This is a genomic window from Psittacicella hinzii, from assembly GCF_003585935.1.
GTDB classification, from domain to species: domain Bacteria; phylum Pseudomonadota; class Gammaproteobacteria; order Enterobacterales; family Psittacicellaceae; genus Psittacicella; species Psittacicella hinzii.
Genome location: NZ_NRJG01000068.1, coordinates 1 through 19,089, shown reverse-complemented (window position 1 = coordinate 19,089; position 19,089 = coordinate 1). Strand labels below are relative to the sequence as shown.

General features: G+C 37.6%; 11 protein-coding genes. 6 read left to right on the top strand and 5 right to left on the bottom strand.

All coding sequences use genetic code 11. The features are described from left to right. Positions 1 to 132: 132 nt before the first annotated feature. From CKF58_RS04290 to CKF58_RS04280, 3 genes are all read right to left on the bottom strand, one after another. Positions 133 to 1,176 carry an oxidoreductase gene (locus CKF58_RS04290; protein WP_119531321.1) on the bottom strand — a complete coding sequence of 348 codons (1,044 nt, stop codon included), beginning with the start codon at positions 1,174 to 1,176 and terminating at the stop codon, positions 133 to 135. An 854-nt stretch (positions 1,177 to 2,030) separates the two neighbouring features. Next, positions 2,031 to 7,865, bottom strand: a complete 5,835-nt coding sequence (locus tag CKF58_RS04285; protein WP_119531319.1) for a glycosyltransferase family 25 protein — start codon at positions 7,863 to 7,865, stop codon at positions 2,031 to 2,033. A gap of 369 nt (positions 7,866 to 8,234) precedes the next feature. Beyond that, complete coding sequence (locus CKF58_RS04280; RefSeq protein ID WP_119531317.1) at positions 8,235 to 8,939, bottom strand: pseudouridine synthase; 705 nt, start codon at positions 8,937 to 8,939, stop codon at positions 8,235 to 8,237. A 301-nt stretch (positions 8,940 to 9,240) separates the two neighbouring features. Here CKF58_RS04280 and lpxK point away from each other — a divergent pair, with 301 nt between their 5' ends. The 6 genes from lpxK to CKF58_RS04250 all read left to right on the top strand — a co-directional run bounded on the left by lpxK (position 9,241) and on the right by CKF58_RS04250 (position 16,376). Next, complete coding sequence (gene lpxK, locus CKF58_RS04275) at positions 9,241 to 11,379, top strand: tetraacyldisaccharide 4'-kinase (RefSeq protein ID WP_119531315.1); 2,139 nt, start codon at positions 9,241 to 9,243, stop codon at positions 11,377 to 11,379. Then, on the top strand, positions 11,376 to 12,404 hold the full coding sequence (gene kdsB, locus CKF58_RS04270) for a 3-deoxy-manno-octulosonate cytidylyltransferase (protein ID WP_119531313.1): 1,029 nt from the start codon (positions 11,376 to 11,378) through the stop codon (positions 12,402 to 12,404). The genes lpxK and kdsB overlap by 4 nt, the downstream gene beginning before the upstream one ends. Positions 12,405 to 12,575: 171 nt before the next feature. Beyond that, positions 12,576 to 13,346: an SDR family NAD(P)-dependent oxidoreductase gene (locus tag CKF58_RS04265; protein WP_119531311.1), complete on the top strand. Its 771-nt coding sequence runs from the start codon at positions 12,576 to 12,578 to the stop codon at positions 13,344 to 13,346. Between the two features lie 400 nt (positions 13,347 to 13,746). Further along, entirely contained in the window at positions 13,747 to 14,835 is a 1,089-nt protein-coding gene (gene prfA / locus CKF58_RS04260; RefSeq protein ID WP_119531309.1) for a peptide chain release factor 1, read from the top strand. 89 nt (positions 14,836 to 14,924) lie between these two features. Beyond that, positions 14,925 to 15,584: an adenylate kinase gene (gene adk, locus CKF58_RS04255; RefSeq protein ID WP_119531307.1), complete on the top strand. Its 660-nt coding sequence runs from the start codon at positions 14,925 to 14,927 to the stop codon at positions 15,582 to 15,584. A gap of 189 nt (positions 15,585 to 15,773) precedes the next feature. Next, complete coding sequence (locus CKF58_RS04250; RefSeq protein ID WP_119531305.1) at positions 15,774 to 16,376, top strand: DNA-3-methyladenine glycosylase I; 603 nt, start codon at positions 15,774 to 15,776, stop codon at positions 16,374 to 16,376. A 176-nt stretch (positions 16,377 to 16,552) separates the two neighbouring features. Here CKF58_RS04250 and CKF58_RS04245 read toward each other — a convergent pair whose 3' ends face one another. Next, entirely contained in the window at positions 16,553 to 16,744 is a 192-nt protein-coding gene (locus CKF58_RS04245; protein ID WP_119531303.1) for a hypothetical protein, read from the bottom strand. A 790-nt stretch (positions 16,745 to 17,534) separates the two neighbouring features. After that, positions 17,535 to 18,293 (bottom strand): transporter substrate-binding domain-containing protein, encoded by a 759-nt coding sequence (locus CKF58_RS04240; RefSeq protein WP_119531301.1) that lies wholly within the window; start codon positions 18,291 to 18,293, stop codon positions 17,535 to 17,537. Positions 18,294 to 19,089 lie beyond the last annotated feature (796 nt).

The window sequence follows — 19,089 nt, the reverse complement described above, 5'->3', positions numbered from 1 at the left end:
TAACTTTTTAAGTTTAAATGAGCCCGAAAGTACGCTTTCGGGCTCTTATTTTTATTACAAATATCTCGTTTTAGTTGTACTTCAGAGAAGTAGCTACGTTCTTGGTAGCTCCAATAAAGCTTACTTCTCGAATTAAGCTTTATTTACTCCACGCACATATGAAGGGATTGGTAGATCTACACCTTCTTCATCATGTAACACTTTAGCAGCGTGGAAGCACCAGTATGGATCGTTTAATAATGGACGTGCTAAATAAATAACTTCTGCGTGTTTTGCACGTAAGATATATTCAGCAAGGAAAGGTTCATTAATTAAACCTACCGCACCAACTCTAAATTGATCTGCTAATTGTGCTGAAATTAAAGCTTGATAACCTGGGAAGATTTTTGGTGGAACTTTTGTTACGCCACCTGATGAAATATCAAAGAATACTACACCATCTTCTTGTGCCCAAGCCATAATTTGACGGATATCGTCTAGGCTATTACCAGCTTCTTCAACTTCTGACGCTGAAAGACGTAAGTGAATATCAATATCGGCAGTTTCGCGAATTGCACGAATAATTTCACCTAAGAAATTGTAACGTTTTTCTAAAGAACCGCCGTAGTTATCAGTACGGAAATTAGTTAATGGACTAATAAATTGGTTGATTAAGTAACCATGAGCTGCATGGATTTCCACAAAATCAAAACCAGCTTGTACTGCACGATAAGCAGCTTGTCCAAAAGCTTTAACTAGATCTTTAATTTGTGCTTCAGTTAATGGCGTAGGTTCGATGTAGATCTCTTCGTCTTCATTGAATTTACCGTTTGCTGAGCTTGACCAAATAACATCACGACCATAAGCTTTACGACCAGCGTGTGCTAATTGAATCCCGATTTTAGTGCCATATGAGTGCACTTTATTTACTAGTTCAGCTAAAGGGGCAATTTGTGAATCGTCCCATAGACCTAAATCTTGACGACTAATCCCACCATCAGGAACTACTGCTGTAGCTTCCATAACGATAGCTCCTACACCACCAGCAGCACGAGTAACGTAGTGATCAAAACGACGAGAATCTAATAAACCTGTATCCGGTTCTGAATTATACATGCACATAGGTGACATGAATACACGGTTTTTAAATTCGTGGCGACCAATAACAACAGGTGAAAAAAGTAATGACTTTGACATATAAACTCCTTCTTGGATTACTTTTGCGAAATATTATACGCCGCTAATAATCCGACAGAGTAGAAAAAACTTTTTGAGCAAAAATTTAATTGCATGCCCAAATTCTTCTCTCTCACTCCCTCCCAACCGCTATGACAAAATAATGGCTAAATTTCGGAGCGATTACAACTTTAGATAGTTATTCTATTTGCAGAACAATAAACCGTACGTATGCAAAATTCCCACAACAGCATATAGGTGTATTACAAACTTATAATATATTGCAATATGGCATTAACAAATCGCTGTTTAGCAATTTAAAACGTAAAATCCGTTAGTTAGTTCTATCTTGCTGTTTTTCCGCTATAAAGTCATTGTAAATTCTTCTACTTCCGACATCATTACATACTCCCACTGAGAAATAATTTTTATTTTTAGTTACAGTTCAAACTAGTCATAGACCTATTTTTAAACTAACCTTAAGAACCTCTCCACTCTATTCTTCTGACTAGTCATAAGCATACTTCTCTGCCTATTCTTTAGACGTCATAAGTACATTCCTCAAATAACTCCCCTGGATACTCATAGACTAGTCACAAGTATATTACTCTAACTACTACTCTGCCCTGACAATTGCTCAAACTACTTAAGTCATGAGTTTATCCTACTAATTACTCCCCAGACTACTACCCAGACTTAATCTGCGGTAGCAAACAAAAAAACTCTTAGAAGCGTATTGCTACGTCTCTAAGAGTTCTTCTCATAGATATATTATTTGTTTGAAGTACCTGTAACAGATCCTGTAATAAGGTGTTAGCTAGTTAGCTATAAAGTTATAAGCAATATTCTTGCTTAACTATAGTCTTACTATAGCCTTACCATTGCATCAGATCTTGGTTATAACAATAAACTGCATTGAGTTTTTGTAAATCATTGTTATAACGCATTACGGTACTAATGTAATGATTTAAATGCACTAAAGTTGGAATTGCAAGACGTACTCGATCTGGCCAGATATTTAAGAAATGTACCAGATCCGCAGCTGTTGCTCCTACACGATCAAGAACTCCTGTTTGCACCGCACGCACAATAGCACTTTTACGCACTAAGTAGCAGGCTGAAGATAATGGTTTAAATTCAGCATACTCAATTAGTTGTGGTAAATCTGCTGATATCTGATAACGCCAGTTAGAAAGAGTAATTAACTTCGCATTATGCAATTCAAGAGGATAGATACTTTCAGATCTAAAACTTGGATGAATTAGATTAATCGCATCTATAGGTGCATTACTTGCTTGTTGCAGAATACGGTTAATACGTGCTTGCCATTGTTTACTTAGTACAATATCGTCTTCACAGATTAAAGCAAAGTCATTAACGTCAATGCTTGGATCATAAAGAACGCTTAATAATGCTTTACGATGAGCTAAGGCAGAACCTATTTCGTTAATATTGGCAAAACGGCTATTATGACGTAAGAATACATCTTGCGCAAAGTGTTCAGCAATATTATCGTCACTTAGGTGTCTTCCTTGAATACCATCGATCCGTTGTACTGAATGCACTAAAGATGGAGTAAATTGTTGTAACATGCCCTCCCAACGATCGAACTGACTATCTAAGTTAATTACTTTAACTTTAAGTTGACGAATCGTTTGTTGGGTATTACGGTTACTAGTTACCACACCAACATCAACTGCTTGTTGTTCTAACCGCGGGTAAGCGGCAAAGACAGCCGAGCGCACTAAAGCATCTAATTGTTGCATATCTTGTTGTTCAACTTGCGCCACACTTAGATTATGTGCTTTAGCTAGTTCTTGATCTTGTTGCTGTAAGTATTGAGCATAATCTACTGATGGACAATACTTAGTACCAAAATCAATATTCGAACGTACAACATTAGCTTTACGACGATTAATCGTAATATTACCAGCAGTATAAAGCTTACGGAATGCTAAACGTGCTGCACTTTCATGTAATGACGTATGCGTAAACGACGGTCTAACACGTTCGAGCAGTTCGTTTTCGAACTCTGGATTAAGTTGTAAACCAGTTACTGAATTCGCAGTAATATCTTGGTGCGCCATGCGGCTAGCCATTTTACTTACTTCATCACTTGCACCAGTTTGTACAGCTTGCGCTAGTTCGTCTTGCGCTTGTGAAGTAGGAGCTGTGGCTTGCGAGCTCGTATTAACTGCTACACGATCCTCTTCATCATCGCCAAATAAACCAAACTTCCACCAAGAACCTTTAGATTTTTTCGCATTAGCTTGAATGGTTGCTTTAGCTTTGTCTTCTTGTAGCTTGGTTTGACTGATGTTAAAGCCAGCATCTGTTTGATCTTTAGTGCTATCTGCTTGTGGTGTATAGCTATTAAACGCTGCCGTTTTAAATGCCATAGCTCTAAAGTCTTCGGCAGTGAAATCAGCAATCGATTTCTCTTGTTGCAGCACTGCTACTTTAGAAGAATTAGCAACTTGATCACCTGCTACTTGCGCTTTACCATTGGCACTTACTTGCGCATTAGCTGCTGATAGTTCATGCACTTGCTTGTGTTGTTCATGCTGCGAAGCATAGTTTTGACGAGTTGTGATTTCAACTTGATCGTGCGCTTTTTGTTGCTGACTATAGGCTTGCGCAATATGCTCTACATAGCTATCTTGTGAGTAACCCAAACCAGAGATACTTTGCAGAGCAAAGGTTTTCTCTTGTCCAGCCCAAGAAAGTAAATGTGCCATACTTGGCGTTTGATATTGCTGATCAAAAACTTGTACTCGTTCAGCAATTTTATCAAGTGGTAAAGTTTTTACTGGACTTTGGGCTACAAAACCAATACGTTGGTTTGGAGCAACCAATTGTAAAAGCTTACCTATATGCCAATCAGGCTCTTGCCATATAGCTGCAGCTTGACGAATAAGGGCTTTACTAATTACCCAAGTGGTTGGAATTTGACTAAAGGCTAAAGTATCAGCACCATTTTGTAACATGAGCGTACGCGGTTGCGGAATAGTAGCTACTGTATCAAGGAAAATCACTTCATCGCGTTTAACTTGATGTTGTTGATAGAAAGCAAACACTTTATGTAGTAAGGTACGATTTTGTTGCTGTAAAGCTGGTAGCTTATACATAAAGTAATTAGCTAATAACTCACTTACAACGCGCGCAGGTCTAAAGCCAGTTGGATATAGTGGACGACTCGACCAATGTACTAATGATTGCTGACATGCAAGGAGATATTGGAACTCACGATTTAGAGCCGAAAGGGTAGTTTGGGTATGGGTTTCCAAACGTTTAACATTGGCTAAATATAGTGGGTATGGATCTTCTTGCATTGGTGCAAGCATAAAGGCTTCGTATGGACGGGTTAAGCCAGCAATTACATTAAAACGACTATAACCGTCAAAGGTAAACTCATCACCTCGTAATTGATGTTGCTCCATTAAGCTGATTAGACGTTGATCTATTTGCTCGGTTGATAAACCAAAACTACGGGCAAAAAGATTACGGGTCACTAAAGCTTGTAAGAACATTACTTGGTTAGTGTAAAGTAAAGCATAGTCTAACCAAGCATCCATATGGTCGTATTCGATATTCTCTTCAATAATTGCACCACTTTCATGATCAGTGCCAATTGGCAAATATGGACGGATCATGTAGCGAGCTTGTGCTTGATAAAGCAATTGTAAGGCATAGAACTGATCCGGAGCTAAGTAGCACATACGCTGCCCAGCTGCGACTACCCGCATACCTTGGGCTTTAGCTTGTTCGCGCATTAAGCCAATTGGATCATTTTCATAACCGTTATTTAGTGGAGCTTTGATTAGAATATACGGATATGGCCCGTATTTACGTTTTGAGGTTTCAAAAATTTGCGATAAGTAAGCTTCAACCTTAGCTGCAGCAGGGGTAACAAAATGTTTCATCCCTAATTGCGCAGCTAGATCAGCAAGATCGGTAGTGGTTAACGCTTTAAAATCTTCTTCGTTGAGGTTAACCGTAGAAGTTTGATTACCGTGCGTAATAATTTGCGCTTTTTGTTTTGCCAGATATGCCGAAACAATTAATTGCTGTTGCTCTTGTTTTAGCTCTTGCCATAAAGCATCTGGAACAAAGGCAAATTGCTCAAACTGAATTACCGTTGAACCACCAGCAGCTTTTTGTGCCATTAAGAAGTGCTGTAATTGCTCTTTTTCAATAATACTTAAAGCTGATGTTTGGTTGATTAAGCGAATCACTGCCGCAGCAGGCTGTCCATCAAAACCAACAGGAATTTGATACTCTTGTTGCGTATAAGCTCTGGTTAAGCTAAAAGCATGATACCAACTTGGTAAACTAAAAAATTGCTCGCTGGCTGTTTGGGGATAAGCTAAACGCTGTTTATGCCAAGAAAGAACATAAGACTTATTAACTAGCTTAAATAAAGCATTGTTCGAGTAACCATCAGCCAGAATTAAAGGTACGTTTGATTCGATGCCTGAAATACGTTTAGTTGCAGAAAAAGGCTTAGCATGAGCTTCTAAAACCGTACCTAAGAATGCCATTTTAGCCGCATGGTTTTCTACTTCGGTTTTTGGTTGGTTAGCTTGTTTTTTCGCTTTAGCTTGGGCATCGGCTTGTTTAACTAGATCTAAAAGAGAAACTTCTTTTTGTCCGTTTTGAGCTTTAGCACTCGAATTTAAATTCGAAGATTGTTCACTAGAAGCAGCAGAATTATTAGTAGCTTTATTCTTAGCATCATAAGCAAGACCATTAGCACCTAAAGCAGAATTTGAGACTTCTTGACTAATAATTCTTGTCCCTGCATTACCGTAACGTTCAAGAGCAAGGTCAATTTTTGCTGACAGACTGGTTGTATCTTTAACTGCAGCTTGTGCTTGTAATTGGCGACGATGTTTACGTGATAAACGCATTTCATGTTCACCCGTAGCAATAGCCGTAGTAGCAAAGCCTGATACTTTACCTGCTTGTTGCTTAACTTGTTCTGTTACTTTTAATGGGGTTCTAAATGCTGGTTCAGCTTGCCCTTTAGTTAAGAACTTGTTGATCGTTTGGAAGAACTCATTTGGTAAATTCTGGTGCGTGTTGGTTATCAGAATATAGTCTTCTTCACGTACTGACGGATTAGCCAGAACTTTTTTGAATATTTCTTTGGTCGTAAAAGTTAGTTCAACGGTTTCAGGACTTAAATCACGATAAATCTCTTCAAAGTTTTCTTCACGGTACTCTAGGTTGTAATCTTTTAAATTGGCAATAGGCTTAAAGATCCAATTAATATTAGGCGTACGTGTTAAAAACTCTTTCATGGCTGTAGTTTGTGTCGGCTGATAGATCGACACATACATAGCCGGAGTTTTATTGTAAATAAAGATTTGTTGCGAATAATTCAGTAAGGGACGATTAAAACCCCATACGTTTTTATTGATAACTGCAACTAGAGGGAAAGATGAAGAGTAAACTTGCATCAAGCCCCAATTTAAATCATCTTTAAGTTTTTGCCAGCCAGCTAGGAAAGGCGTATGTGCATTTAAAGTGGCGGCAAAAAGTTCTCCTTTTTGCTCACCATGAGCTTGGGCAAAACGCAGCGCTTTTTCCACATTAATCATGCGACGCTGTTCAGGAGTTTTTTCTAAAAACTGTTCAATTTTTGCAGGATCATATTCTGCAGCTTTAGTTGCTCCTAAACTTTGTCCTAAAGTGGTAAGAGCACTTAAGTTTAGTAAGTAACCAGAGGTACAACGTCCGGCAGTTTCTCCGGTTGTCAGTTTACTTTGCAGCAAAATAAAGTTCGAGCCTAAGTGATGATAGTCTTGAACAATCATTTGCTGCCATTGTTGGTACATCTCAGCACTATAGGTTTGCGCATTTCTAAAATCACGGCGCTCAAAACTAAACATTACTTGCTGTTCAGGGTTAATGCCTAACTCACGTTGTACATATTCAGGGCTCATAAAAGAGCGACTATCTTGTCCGCGATAGCCTAAACAAAGCACTCCAAAGTCTTGATTGGTTTGTTGCGCCCAGTTAATAGTGGCATCTAGTTTTACGCGCCAATCATTAGCTAAACTAGCTGTAGGCTCAATAATAATGGCATGCTCATACAGCTCAGCTTGACTATAAGCCAGTAACTGCATGTTTAAATGCGTAATGCGATAGAGACCATCTAAAGCCGCAATAGTTTTTGCGCGCTCTAAAGGCACTTGCGCTTGTAAATAGTCTTCGAGCTCTTGACGCACATTTACTGAGAGTAAATTCAGAATGGCCGGATGTACAGCCGCATTACGATCAAACTTATCAAAACCAAAAATCTGATTTAGGATCGTAAGTGCCATTTTTGGCGTACTTAAGATACGCTGAAACACAGGTAGTTTACGTAAATCTACTACCTGTAAATGATATAAATCGGGATTAGTTAACGCTTGAATTGGCGTTGCAGCATCAGCGAGATAATCCGCAAAGTTTTCGCGTAAAGCGTCGATTTGGAAAATCTCGGCCGGAGATTTACCTACTAAAGCTTCGAACTCTTTACTTGTGAGATAAGCTTCTTGATCTGGCGGAGCATAAGCTAACTCACTTAAATCTTGGTGCGAATTTAAACGCGTATACCGCGTTTTATTGTCAATGTTTTTCTGCGCGGCAATTAAAAAAGAAATAATCTGACTAAAGCCAACAAAACTTAATTGTAGACTTTGATTAAGGTATGGGTATTCCATAACACTACGTAATACTAATTGCTAATAAAACTGTAAGTTGATTAGACAGAGCTAACTAAATTAGCTAAGGCTCATCTTGGGTATTCTTGGTTTGGTCTTCCAAGAAATAAAAACCCTTTTTCTTCTATTTCTATTATAGCCAAATTCAGCTTTAGCGCAGGAGTAGGCGCAATATTTAGTCTTGTTAAGTCCCTAAAAGTTAAATTTCTCTTCATTCTGACAGTTAAAGCGAAAGGGCTAAAAATCAAAACGATTTTTAGCCCTTTGGCAACAAGAATTTAGTCTTAATCTTTTTGCAATAAACAATCTTTTAGCAATAAACTTAAGAAGAAAAAGAAAAAAGTTTGCTTCAATTAGAGACAGCACTATCTAATCTTGTAGTTCAATAAACTCAGGGATTTGATAATCAACTGTAAAATCAGGTAAACAATTAAATACTAAATCTTCGTTCGTACGCGGATGTTTAAAGCCTAAATGTCCTGCATGTAGACACAAACGAAAATAACTCGCCGTGTTATACCAAGGATCGTAAAACTTATCCCCAACAATCGGATGTCCTAGTGCTTGCATATGCACTCGTAACTGGTGCGAACGACCTGTATGCGGCGTTAGTTGGACTAGGGTTACCTGTTGACTATAGTCACGTTCGAGTACTTGGCACTCAGTTAGTGAGTATTTGCCTGTAGAGCCATAATCTACACGTTGACGCGGACGTAATGGCCAGTCACAACCTAAAGGTAGTTCAATGAACTGATGATCTTTTGCTACTATGCCTCTCACAACTGCGTAGTAGGTTTTAGAGGTTTGACGCTCACGGAATTGTTTTTTTAATTCAGCGTCGGCAAGTTTGGATACGGCAAGGACGATAATACCCGAAGTCGCCATGTCTAAACGATGTACTGCTTCCACAAAATCATGATCTTTAGCAATACGCGTAGTTACTGCATCTTGGAGGCGAGGATCAACTCCAGGTACAGAGAGTAAACCATAAGGCTTATTTACCACTACAATGTCTTGGTCGGCATATAAGATTTCTAACGGAACATGTGCAGTGTTATATGTTTCTAAACTCATATAAGTATCTAAAATTCAGTATAATATGCAAAGAAAAAACAGCTTTGCTCCTCAAATTAGCAGCAGTTGAAGTTAGGATTTTTATTATGACTTTACTGCAGTTTACCTTAGGTAGCAGTTTACCTTAGGCTGCAGTTTGCCTTATGATGCATTTTGTCTTATGTTTTATATCTAGATAAACCTAAGCTGCAGACAACCCTAAACTTGAGAAAAATTTGTCTTATTATAGCACTGCTTAGCAAGTAGACCGCAAAGCCAACCTTAACACAAACAATAAGAAACCTTTTCCCGTTTTTTTTATATGGAATTTTGGTATAAACCTAAATTAACCTTCAAAGCAGCCTTGCTTTATCCTCTTAGTCGCCTCTATCGACGTCTTGCTTATCGTAAATACCAAAAAGACCTCGCACAAGCAAGCAAACCAAATTCTCTAGCTGCGCAAATTCATACTCCAGTAATTGTAGTCGGTAATATTACCGTCGGCGGTACAGGTAAAACCCCCATGGTGCGCTTTTTATTCCGTTACTTACATGTAATGGGATTTAAGGTCGGAGTTATTAGCCGTGGCTACGGTGGTAACTATGAAGGTGTACATGTAGTAACCTCTCAAGATAGTGCGCAAGTGGTTGGCGATGAGATTATGATGCAATATGCTTATTGTCAGCGCCAAGGACTAGATAATATTGAATTTATTGTCTGCAAAGAAAGAGTACAAGCCGCTTTAAAAGCTCAAGAACTAGGTTGTAACTTTATTATTGCCGATGATGGTCTGCAACATTATCAGTTACCTCGTCATCTTGAGATTGCTGTAGTTGGTCCACAAGGTTTAGGTAATAAATTATTTATTCCAGCCGGACCATTACGTGAAGATGCCAAACGTTTACGCAGCGTTGACTATATAGTTAACAACTCGAACGATCCTAATTATGGCTCGTATAAAATGGAGCAACAATATCTAGGCTTTATGCCAATTAAAGATCTTCTTACTCCCGTGGCTGCAGCAAGTAATCTAAGCCAAGTGATTATGCAATGGACGGACTTTTTACAACAGCATTGTCCGGCTGATCTTGTAAGATGGCAAGAATACTTAAAACGTCATCCAGCATTTTTAGAGAACTTAGTTTTACGTTATCAGAATGCTACGCTCGAAGCACGTCAAGAATACTTACAAGCTGAATTTAATCATCCTGAAGAAGTTCTAAATTCTACAACAGCAGGAGATATTGCTCAGCGTACTCCATCATTAGCTTCAACCATAAGTAGTGCAGATCACGCTAATAATAACGATGATATTCTAGCTGCTCATGTAGTGGCAGCTAATACTGCAAATACAGATAATACTGCAAGTGCAGAAATTAACGCAAACTCTACAAACCAAGTAAACTCTCTACATAATAATAGTGGTAGTAGTGGAGGTGCGACTAAAACTTCTCGCACTAAAGATTTAAGTGCCGTGGTAGCTTTTAGCGAAGATGATGAAGATCCTACTCTAGAGCTTGAACCAGCTACAGATTATGATCGCATTATCGAGAAAACCTCTGCTCCTGTAACTAATACTTCTTTACCTCTTGATGAAAAGAATTTAGATCCAGACGATCCTCTGCTTTTAAGTAAGATCGAAGAGCATGTACATTTACTTAGTCCCGAAGAGCTTGCAAGATTTTCTCAATCTTTAGGAAAAAAAACTTCTCATGCTACGGTAGGTGTTGAGGTTGCAGAGCATACTCCAATGTTCTTTAACCAACAGCAAGAAAGCGCAACAGTAAATACAAATACTGTAACTTCTGATCTAACTACTACTCATACGCAAACTAAGATCCAAACTAACAACGTTGCAACTACCCAAAGCACTACACAAGTAAACGGATCTACAGCTGCACAAAGCACTGCACAAGGCAATGAGTTAGCTACACATAATGTAAATACAGCAACGCCAGAACTAGCTTCAAAGCAGCCTATACATTTTGCTACTGCCGAAGAGTTCTTAGAGTATATTGATCAACAATTAGATCCTCATACTTTATCCTACAAGTATCTCTTAGCTAAAGCGCAAGCTCTTATTACCCAACATCACATTCTGGTTGAATGTATGTTAGCTACTTTCCCGCAAGTAATTGCTTTATGTGCTATAGGTTATCCCCAAGGCTTTAAACAAACCCTTGAAAGTATGGGCTTTAAAGTAGTTGAACTCTTTAGTTTTCCAGATCATTATCAATTTAAACAAGAAGACATTGATAATATCTACGCAGAACACCCAGAATATAAACAATACCCTTTAATGGTAACAGAAAAAGATGCCATTAAAATGCAAGAACTTGATCTTCCGGCACTTAGTTTCTATATCGAGCGTGAAGGCTACTTTGCCCAACATTCTCGCTGGTTAGAACGCCTGAAAAATCATCTTATCGAAATTTACACCAATGGAGTAGGTAACGCATGAGTCAAGAACTTTTAACTGGTACTCCGCTTACTGGACTAGTATGTCCAGTAACTAAACAACCACTGTATCAATTAGACGCTACGCACGTAACTACTGCTGACCGTCAGCACGTATATGAAATTGATAACGGTATTTTCCGCTTAAAAGCTACAGAACACAAATATAAAATTGTAATCCCAGCTCGTTTTGCTTCAACGCGTTTACCTGGTAAACCGCTATTAAATCTTGACGACTGGAATTTAATTAATACAGTAGTTTACTCAGCTTTACAAACAGGTATAGATGTAATCGTTGCAACAGATCACGAGCCGATTAAAGAATCGGTACTAGCTTTTGCGCAAGAGCAAAAGGTTACCGAGCGCGTACAAGTGGTAATGACTGACAGTGATTTAGTTAATGGTACTGAACGCATTGCTCAAGCAATTGATAAACTAGGCTTAAGTGACGAAGAGATCATTGTTAATGTGCAAGGTGATGAACCTTTCTTTAATCCACAAGTAATCAATGATTTAGTAGCGTACTTTGTGGCAAGCGAAAGCCGTAATCCAAAAATTAAAATGGCTACGATCGGGCAACCACAACCATATAGCGAGAAAATTGCGTCACCGAATGCGATAAAAGTAGTAACCGATAACTATGGTCTAGCACTCTACTTCTCACGTAGTTTATTGCCATACCCACGTGAAGTTGCTCCAGAGCAAATGACTTACATTAAACACGCAGGGGTTTATTGTTATCGTGCTAAATTTATTCGTGAGTACAAAAACTTACCAATGACTCCTTTAGCACATGTAGAGTCACTAGAACAACTCAAAGTTCTAGAAAACGGCTACCAAATTGCTCTTATGCTCATTGCTGGTCGTGGCTTTGTGGGAGTGGACACAGCTGAAGAACTTGCACAAGCGCAAGCGTTAAAAGCAGACTACTGGAACAATCATGCTCCAGCTGGCACTAATGCGAAAAACCTCGATCAAGAATCATATAAACGTTTCTTAGCGAGCTTTGGACAAAAATATAGTGCTTAAGACTTGTGCTTAGGCTTGAGCTTAGACTTAAGATTAAGCATTTACATAAGCGAGAGGTAACTCTCGCTTTTGTTGTATAGCTATTTTTAGCACTAGTCTGCAAAACCTGAGAAAAAAGAGTACAATATAAGGGATTTTATCCTCTCCCCTTCAACTCTAATCGGAGATAATATGATAGTTTTAGTTACAGGAGCAACTGCTGGTTTTGGGAAAGCAATTGCTCTACGTTTACTTAAAGAAGGTCATCGAGTAATTGGTACAGGTCGTCGTCCAGAAAAACTAGCAGATCTTGCTGCAGCATATCCTGATACTTTTACTCCGCTTGCTTTTGATATTCAAGATTTAGCAGCGATGAAAGCAGCTCTTGCTAGCTTGCCTGCTGACTTACAAAACATTGACGTTTTAGTGAACAATGCCGGTCTAGCTAAAGGCTTAGATCCAGCTTATAAAGCAGATCTTGATAACTGGGCACAAATGATTAATACCAATGTGGTAGGTTTAACTAATCTTACAGCTTTAGTTTTACCACAAATGGTAAAACGTCATACCGGTTATATTATTAACTTTGGTTCAATTGCTGGTACTTATGCATATCCAGGCGGTAACGTCTACGGCGCTACAAAAGCTTACATTCGTCAATTTAGCTTTAACCTGCGTGCTGATTTAGTAGGTACAGGAGTACGAGTGACTAATATTGAACCAGGTTTATGTGGTGGTACAGAGTTCTCAGAAGTGCGCTTTAATGGAGATACCCAAAAAGCTGCAGCCGTATACGAGAACATTGATTATGTAACTTCAGAAGATATCGCTGATATTGTTAGCTACTTAATCAACACGCCAAAACACGTAAACATCAACTCATTAGAAGTTATGCATACAGCACAAAGCTTCAACCCATTACGTGTTGATAAAAAAGACTTCCGCGTAGAACTCGAAGATTAATTTTTCTTTTTTAAGCCTTTTAGTTACACTAAAAGGCTTTACTTATGAGCTAGTACTTTACTCATGAGGTAGAGCTTTACCTATGAGTTAGTGCTTTTCTTATAAGATAGTGCTTTACTTATGAAGTGTGCCTTACTGATAAGGTAGTACTTTCCTTGCTAGTCAGTGTTCTTATCTGCATTATAGTAATGAGCCGTTACCCCAAAATTATTCATGCTACAAAGGAGAAATCTACTCCTAAAAGCAATTAATTATCCGCATAATTCTCTATTTTCTCCTTGCCCTTGTGCTATAATTATTTACCTGTATACTACATACCGATTAATCTATTTCCTAGTCGCAAAAGAGTACTCTCTGGTAAGCCAAGTGAGCTACCCGGCTAGTCTTACTTTGATTTATTATGAAACAGAGTTTAGTTGAAAAACTACAAGTCCTGGTAGATCGTTACGAAGAGTTACAACACTTACTCGGAGACGCCGAAATTATTAGCGATCAGGACAAATTCCGTGCGTATTCAAAAGAATACTCAAGCTTAGAACCAGTAGTAAAAGATTTTACGCACTGGCAACAATTAAAAAATGATATCGAAGGGGCTAAAGAACTGTTAGAAGATCCAGATATGGCTGAACTAGCAGAAATGGAATTAGCACAAAATGAAGAAGAACTAGCTAAAGTTGAAGATGCTTTACAGTTACACCTAATTCCTAAAGACCCGAATGACGAATACAACGTATTCCTTGAAATCCGTGCCGGTACGGGCGGTGATGAAGCTGGTATTTTCTGTGGAGACCTTTTCCGTATGTACTCACGTTACTGTGAGCGTAAAGGTTGGCGCTACGAAGTAATCTCTTCTTCAGATTCTGAACAAGGTGGTTACAAAGAAATCGTGCTGCACATTTCTGGTGATATGGTGTATTCGAATCTAAAATTCGAATCAGGCGGTCACCGTGTACAACGTGTGCCAAAAACTGAATCACAAGGTCGTATTCACACTTCAGCATGTACTGTAGCTGTACTTGTTGAATTACCTGAAGCTGAAATGCCAGAAATCAACCCTGCAGATTTACGTATTGATACTTTCCGTGCATCAGGTGCTGGTGGTCAGCACATTAACAAAACGGACTCGGCTGTACGTATTACGCACATTCCAACAGGAATTGTAGTTGAGTGTCAAGATGAACGTTCACAACACAAAAACAAAGCTAAAGCTTTAAGTGTGTTAGCGTCACGTATCCAACAAGGCATTATCGACCAACGTAACCAAGAAGTATCTGAAACACGTCGTAACCTTTTAGGTTCTGGTGACCGTTCTGACAAAGTTAGAACCTACAACTACCCACAATCACGTGTAACAGATCACCGTATTAACTTAACTCTTTACCGTCTAGATGACATTATGGACGGTAACTTAGATCCGCTAATTCAACCTATTGTTCAAGAATTCCAAGCAGATCAATTAAAAGAAATGATCGGTAGTGAAACTCTATAAGGCGTCTGACTCTAAACTTGTTTAGAGTCTGCAATTATGGTTTTACTAATTATTAACCGGCATTTGCCACAACCTATACTTCACATAACATGAAAAGAATTTTATTATTAGGTGCACCTGGTGCAGGTAAAGGTACGCAAGCACAAACTATCATGCAAATGTTAAACATCCCACAAATTTCAACTGGGGATTTATTACGTGCAGAAGTTAAATCTGGTTCTGAATTAGGTCAGCAACTAGCAAGCATTTTACAAACAGGTCAATTAGTATCTGATGATATTGTAACTCGTTTAGTAAAAGAAAAAGCTGCTAAACCAGAATGTGCTGAAGGTTACTTATTAGATGGTTTCCCACGTAACTTAGCGCAAGCACAATTATTAGAACAAGCTAACTTAGGTTTAGATTTAGTAATTGAGTTTGACGTTCCAGACGAAGTAATCGTAGAACGTATTACTGGTCGTCGTAGCCACCCTGCTTCAGGTCGTGTTTACCACGTTAAATTTAATCCACCTAAAGTAGAAGGTAAAGATGATGTTACTGGTGAAGACTTAGTAACTCGTGCTGATGATACTCCAGAAGTTGTTGTAAACCGTTTAGAGGTTTACCACAACCAAACTAAACCTTTAGTAGATTACTACCGTGATCTAGCTAAACAAGGTAAAGTTAAATTCTTAAAAATCAACGGTAACCAAGATATTGAAACTGTATCTAAAGCGTTACGCGAAGAATTAAGAACTATGTTTAACTAAGATGTTTAGAGGTTTAATCCCCCGCATTGCGGGGGATTTCCTTTTACTTATGCAGGCTCTAAGCAAATCTTAAATACCATCCGTTTATGGTCTACGACTTTACCTGCATAAACCTCATAAATACACAATCTAAGTAGTTATAGTTAAGCTACAAATGCTTAAGGTTGTTAGTGTCTAATAGTATTAGTTATGACTGAAACTACAAATTTTTGTTCTTGGCTTAAACATCCTCTCGATCATGCATACCATGATCAAGAATGGGGAGTACCTATTACGGATAATCACCAGCTATTTGCTTTACTCATGCTTGAATGTCAACAAGCAGGTCTAAGTTGGTCGGTTGTCCTGCAAAAGCGCCAAGCACTCTATCAGGCTTTTGCTAATTTTGTTCCGAGCGAACTAGCGCAGTTTACTAATTATCAGCTTGATATGCTTTGCCAAGAACCCGCAATTGTTCGCCATAAATTAAAAATTTATGCCATGCGTCACAATGCACAAATGTTTTTAAAAATACAAGCTCAAGGAATCGACTTTGCGCACTGGTTATGGTTGCATGTGGATTTCCAAATGCAGATCCCAGATCCCGACAAAATTCAAGAAACCTATAAGCAGGTGTACGAACCTCTAGCAGAGAAAATCAGTAAGCAACTACGTGCTTGGGGATTTAAATATGTTGGACCAACTACGATTTTAGCCTATATGCAGGCCATTGGGATGATTAATCCCCATGATCCAAGTTGTCCGCAGTATGCCAAATTAGTAAAAACTTATGGTAAGAAAAAACTGTTCTAGTTTTTTCTCTTCTGGTTTAAAATCCAAAAAGCAGCTATCACTAGCTGCTTTTGGCTTATATATACACGTTAGCTTTTAGTTACTCCTAACCTCAAGTAGAACTTAGTTTGTCACTAAAACAACGCATGAATGTAAGAAGGATTTAGAGGTTAAATTTTTAAGAACGAGCCTTAAAGTTATTTAACTTTATCTTTACCATACACTTGATCTGCAAAGTATGAGTAGATTACTGCACTTAAGAACCATACAGCAACTTGAATAGGAATTGCTAGTAATACTACTGCAATTACTCCTAATACACTTGTAGGATCAATAAGTAAAAACGAAATAAAGAGACTAAATAATGCACTAAAACTTAAGAAAATCATAGTCTCCTCCTTATGAGGGGGTGGTAAAAAATAAGTGGTTAAAAGTATCTCTGTTATCTTACATCTATAGAATAATCTATTTTAAAGCGCTTGTAAAAACATATTTGCGGATTTGCCAACTACGTCACACTTTTTTAAATTTTATGCAGATTGTAATTAATTATTAACAACTTAATGTATAACATAATCTTGTAAACCACCCAGATTTACCATCATATTTCAGATAATCACATTTGCTTCAGCTAATCCTACAAACCTTACCTAAACTAGATCTCTGAAATAATACATTACACCAGAGCTAAAAAATGAACTGCCATGAGCTGTACACCAAAATCAAATCTAACTTTTACTTCAAACTACCCACCAGAATATAGCTCACGCACAGAGCTCACGCTGCATAACCCACTCAACATAACTTTATCAACTGAGCTGTACCACAAGCACCGCACAACAAATCTCACAATACAAAATCTTCCACGAATACCAAACTTATTACCAGTAAAAATCTACCTCCAATAAAAAAAGTGCACTCAAGAGTACACTTTTAATTTCGGAGATAGAATGTAAATCCACAATTATAAGGAGATTCAATTTTAGGAAAACACCTAAAAGAATTAGAGAGAATTACAGACAAAGTAATTATGGGGCTTAAGTTTTTGGGTACTTGAAATCTTTTCTAGAGTATTAGATCTCTCGAAGAAACTTTCTACCAATCCATTCCGGTATTGGAAAAGTCTTAGTTAAAACACAAAGCAAACTAAGGAAGATCTCTTTACACCAAATCCAAGTATTATTCAGCGTGAGTTACACCATATTTAGCTTTTAATTGCTCAATAAAGCCTGAGCTTTTAGCTTCGGCAAGAGCGGCATTAATTTTAGCTAATAGATCTTTATTTTTTGGGTGTACGGCAATAGCTAAACCTTGACCTAAAATTGGATCAACTACAGCTTCACCATATACTTTATAGTTTTTGTCGTTCTCTGCATATTTAGCAACAACTGCTGCATCTGCAAATAAAGCATTAATTCTGCCTGCTTTTAAATCTAATAAAGCCGTGTCATACGTATCGTAAGTTACGGTTTTAGCTTTAGTTTTTTCACTTAGATATTTACCAGCTAAAGTACCGTTTTGATAACCTACAGCTTTAAGATCATTTACTGAAGCATAGTTGTTATTGGTTAAAGTTAAGTAGCTATAGCCAGCACCAGGTAAGTATTCTTGGCTAAATGCTACTTGTTTTGCGCGTTCTGGTGTTACGGTAATTGCGGCAATCGCAATATCAACTTTCTTAAATTTTAAGTTAGGAATTAGCGCGTCAAAGCCTTGGTTTTCAACTTTACATTTAATTCCAGCATGTTTACATACGTAGTTAATTAAATCAATATCAAAACCTACAATATGACCTTTACTATCTAAGTATTCATACGGAGCGTAACCAGCTTCGGTAGCTACCACGTAAGTTTTATCACCATTAGCAAAAGCATTAGTAGTTAAAGTTGAAAGTGCAGTCACAGCTGCTAAAGCATAAACAGAAAATTTGTTAGTCATAATAAAATCCTAGTATCAGGCAGGCAGCAAGTTCTTCATGCCCCTGCGTCTATTATTAATTCGTAGGTGGGATATAAAATCTGTATTTAATCAATCGTAAAAATATAGGTCGGCGTTTCCACCTAAAAACCAAACCTCTAAACATTACTTTAGAGGTGCATCAGGTAAGCATTCTTTTAACTTCCTTGCCTGATATGTTTATATCTTACTACTTTTTTATCTCAATGTAAAATAGGGCAAAAATGCGAAAAACTTGGAATATTTGCAGCCTTTGCTGCAATTTTTGCAAGTTGCAAATTTTATATATGTTAAAACTCCTGATAATTTCAGGAGTTAGAAGAATTATCTTTTGTTAAATTTGCAAGATTTTCTTACAAAGAAATTTTTAACTTTTTATTTAAGTTATTGAAAATCAAGACCAAATAATTTATAAAATTTTCATACATTTTTGCAAAAAGAGAGGCTTTTATTTCTTTGCATACTCCAGTAAAATTTTGAGCATAAAAAAGCAGGAGAAAACATTATTCTCTCCTGTAGTAAGTACATAATCACTTTATGCTGTTCAAACTTACATAAAGCTTTATCTAATTGTAACAGTATTTTTATGTAGCTACAAATTTACTCAACTAAAATCCTAAAAATATATGCAAAAGTGTGATCCAGATCACACTATTTTTATTTGAGTTGTATTTTAGCCTAATTTCCCGAAAATTTAAAGTCTTCAATAATCAATAATTTAGATTAAAATATTGAAAAATATGAAAAAATCAAGCTTAAAAAGCTTGATTTTTTCTGC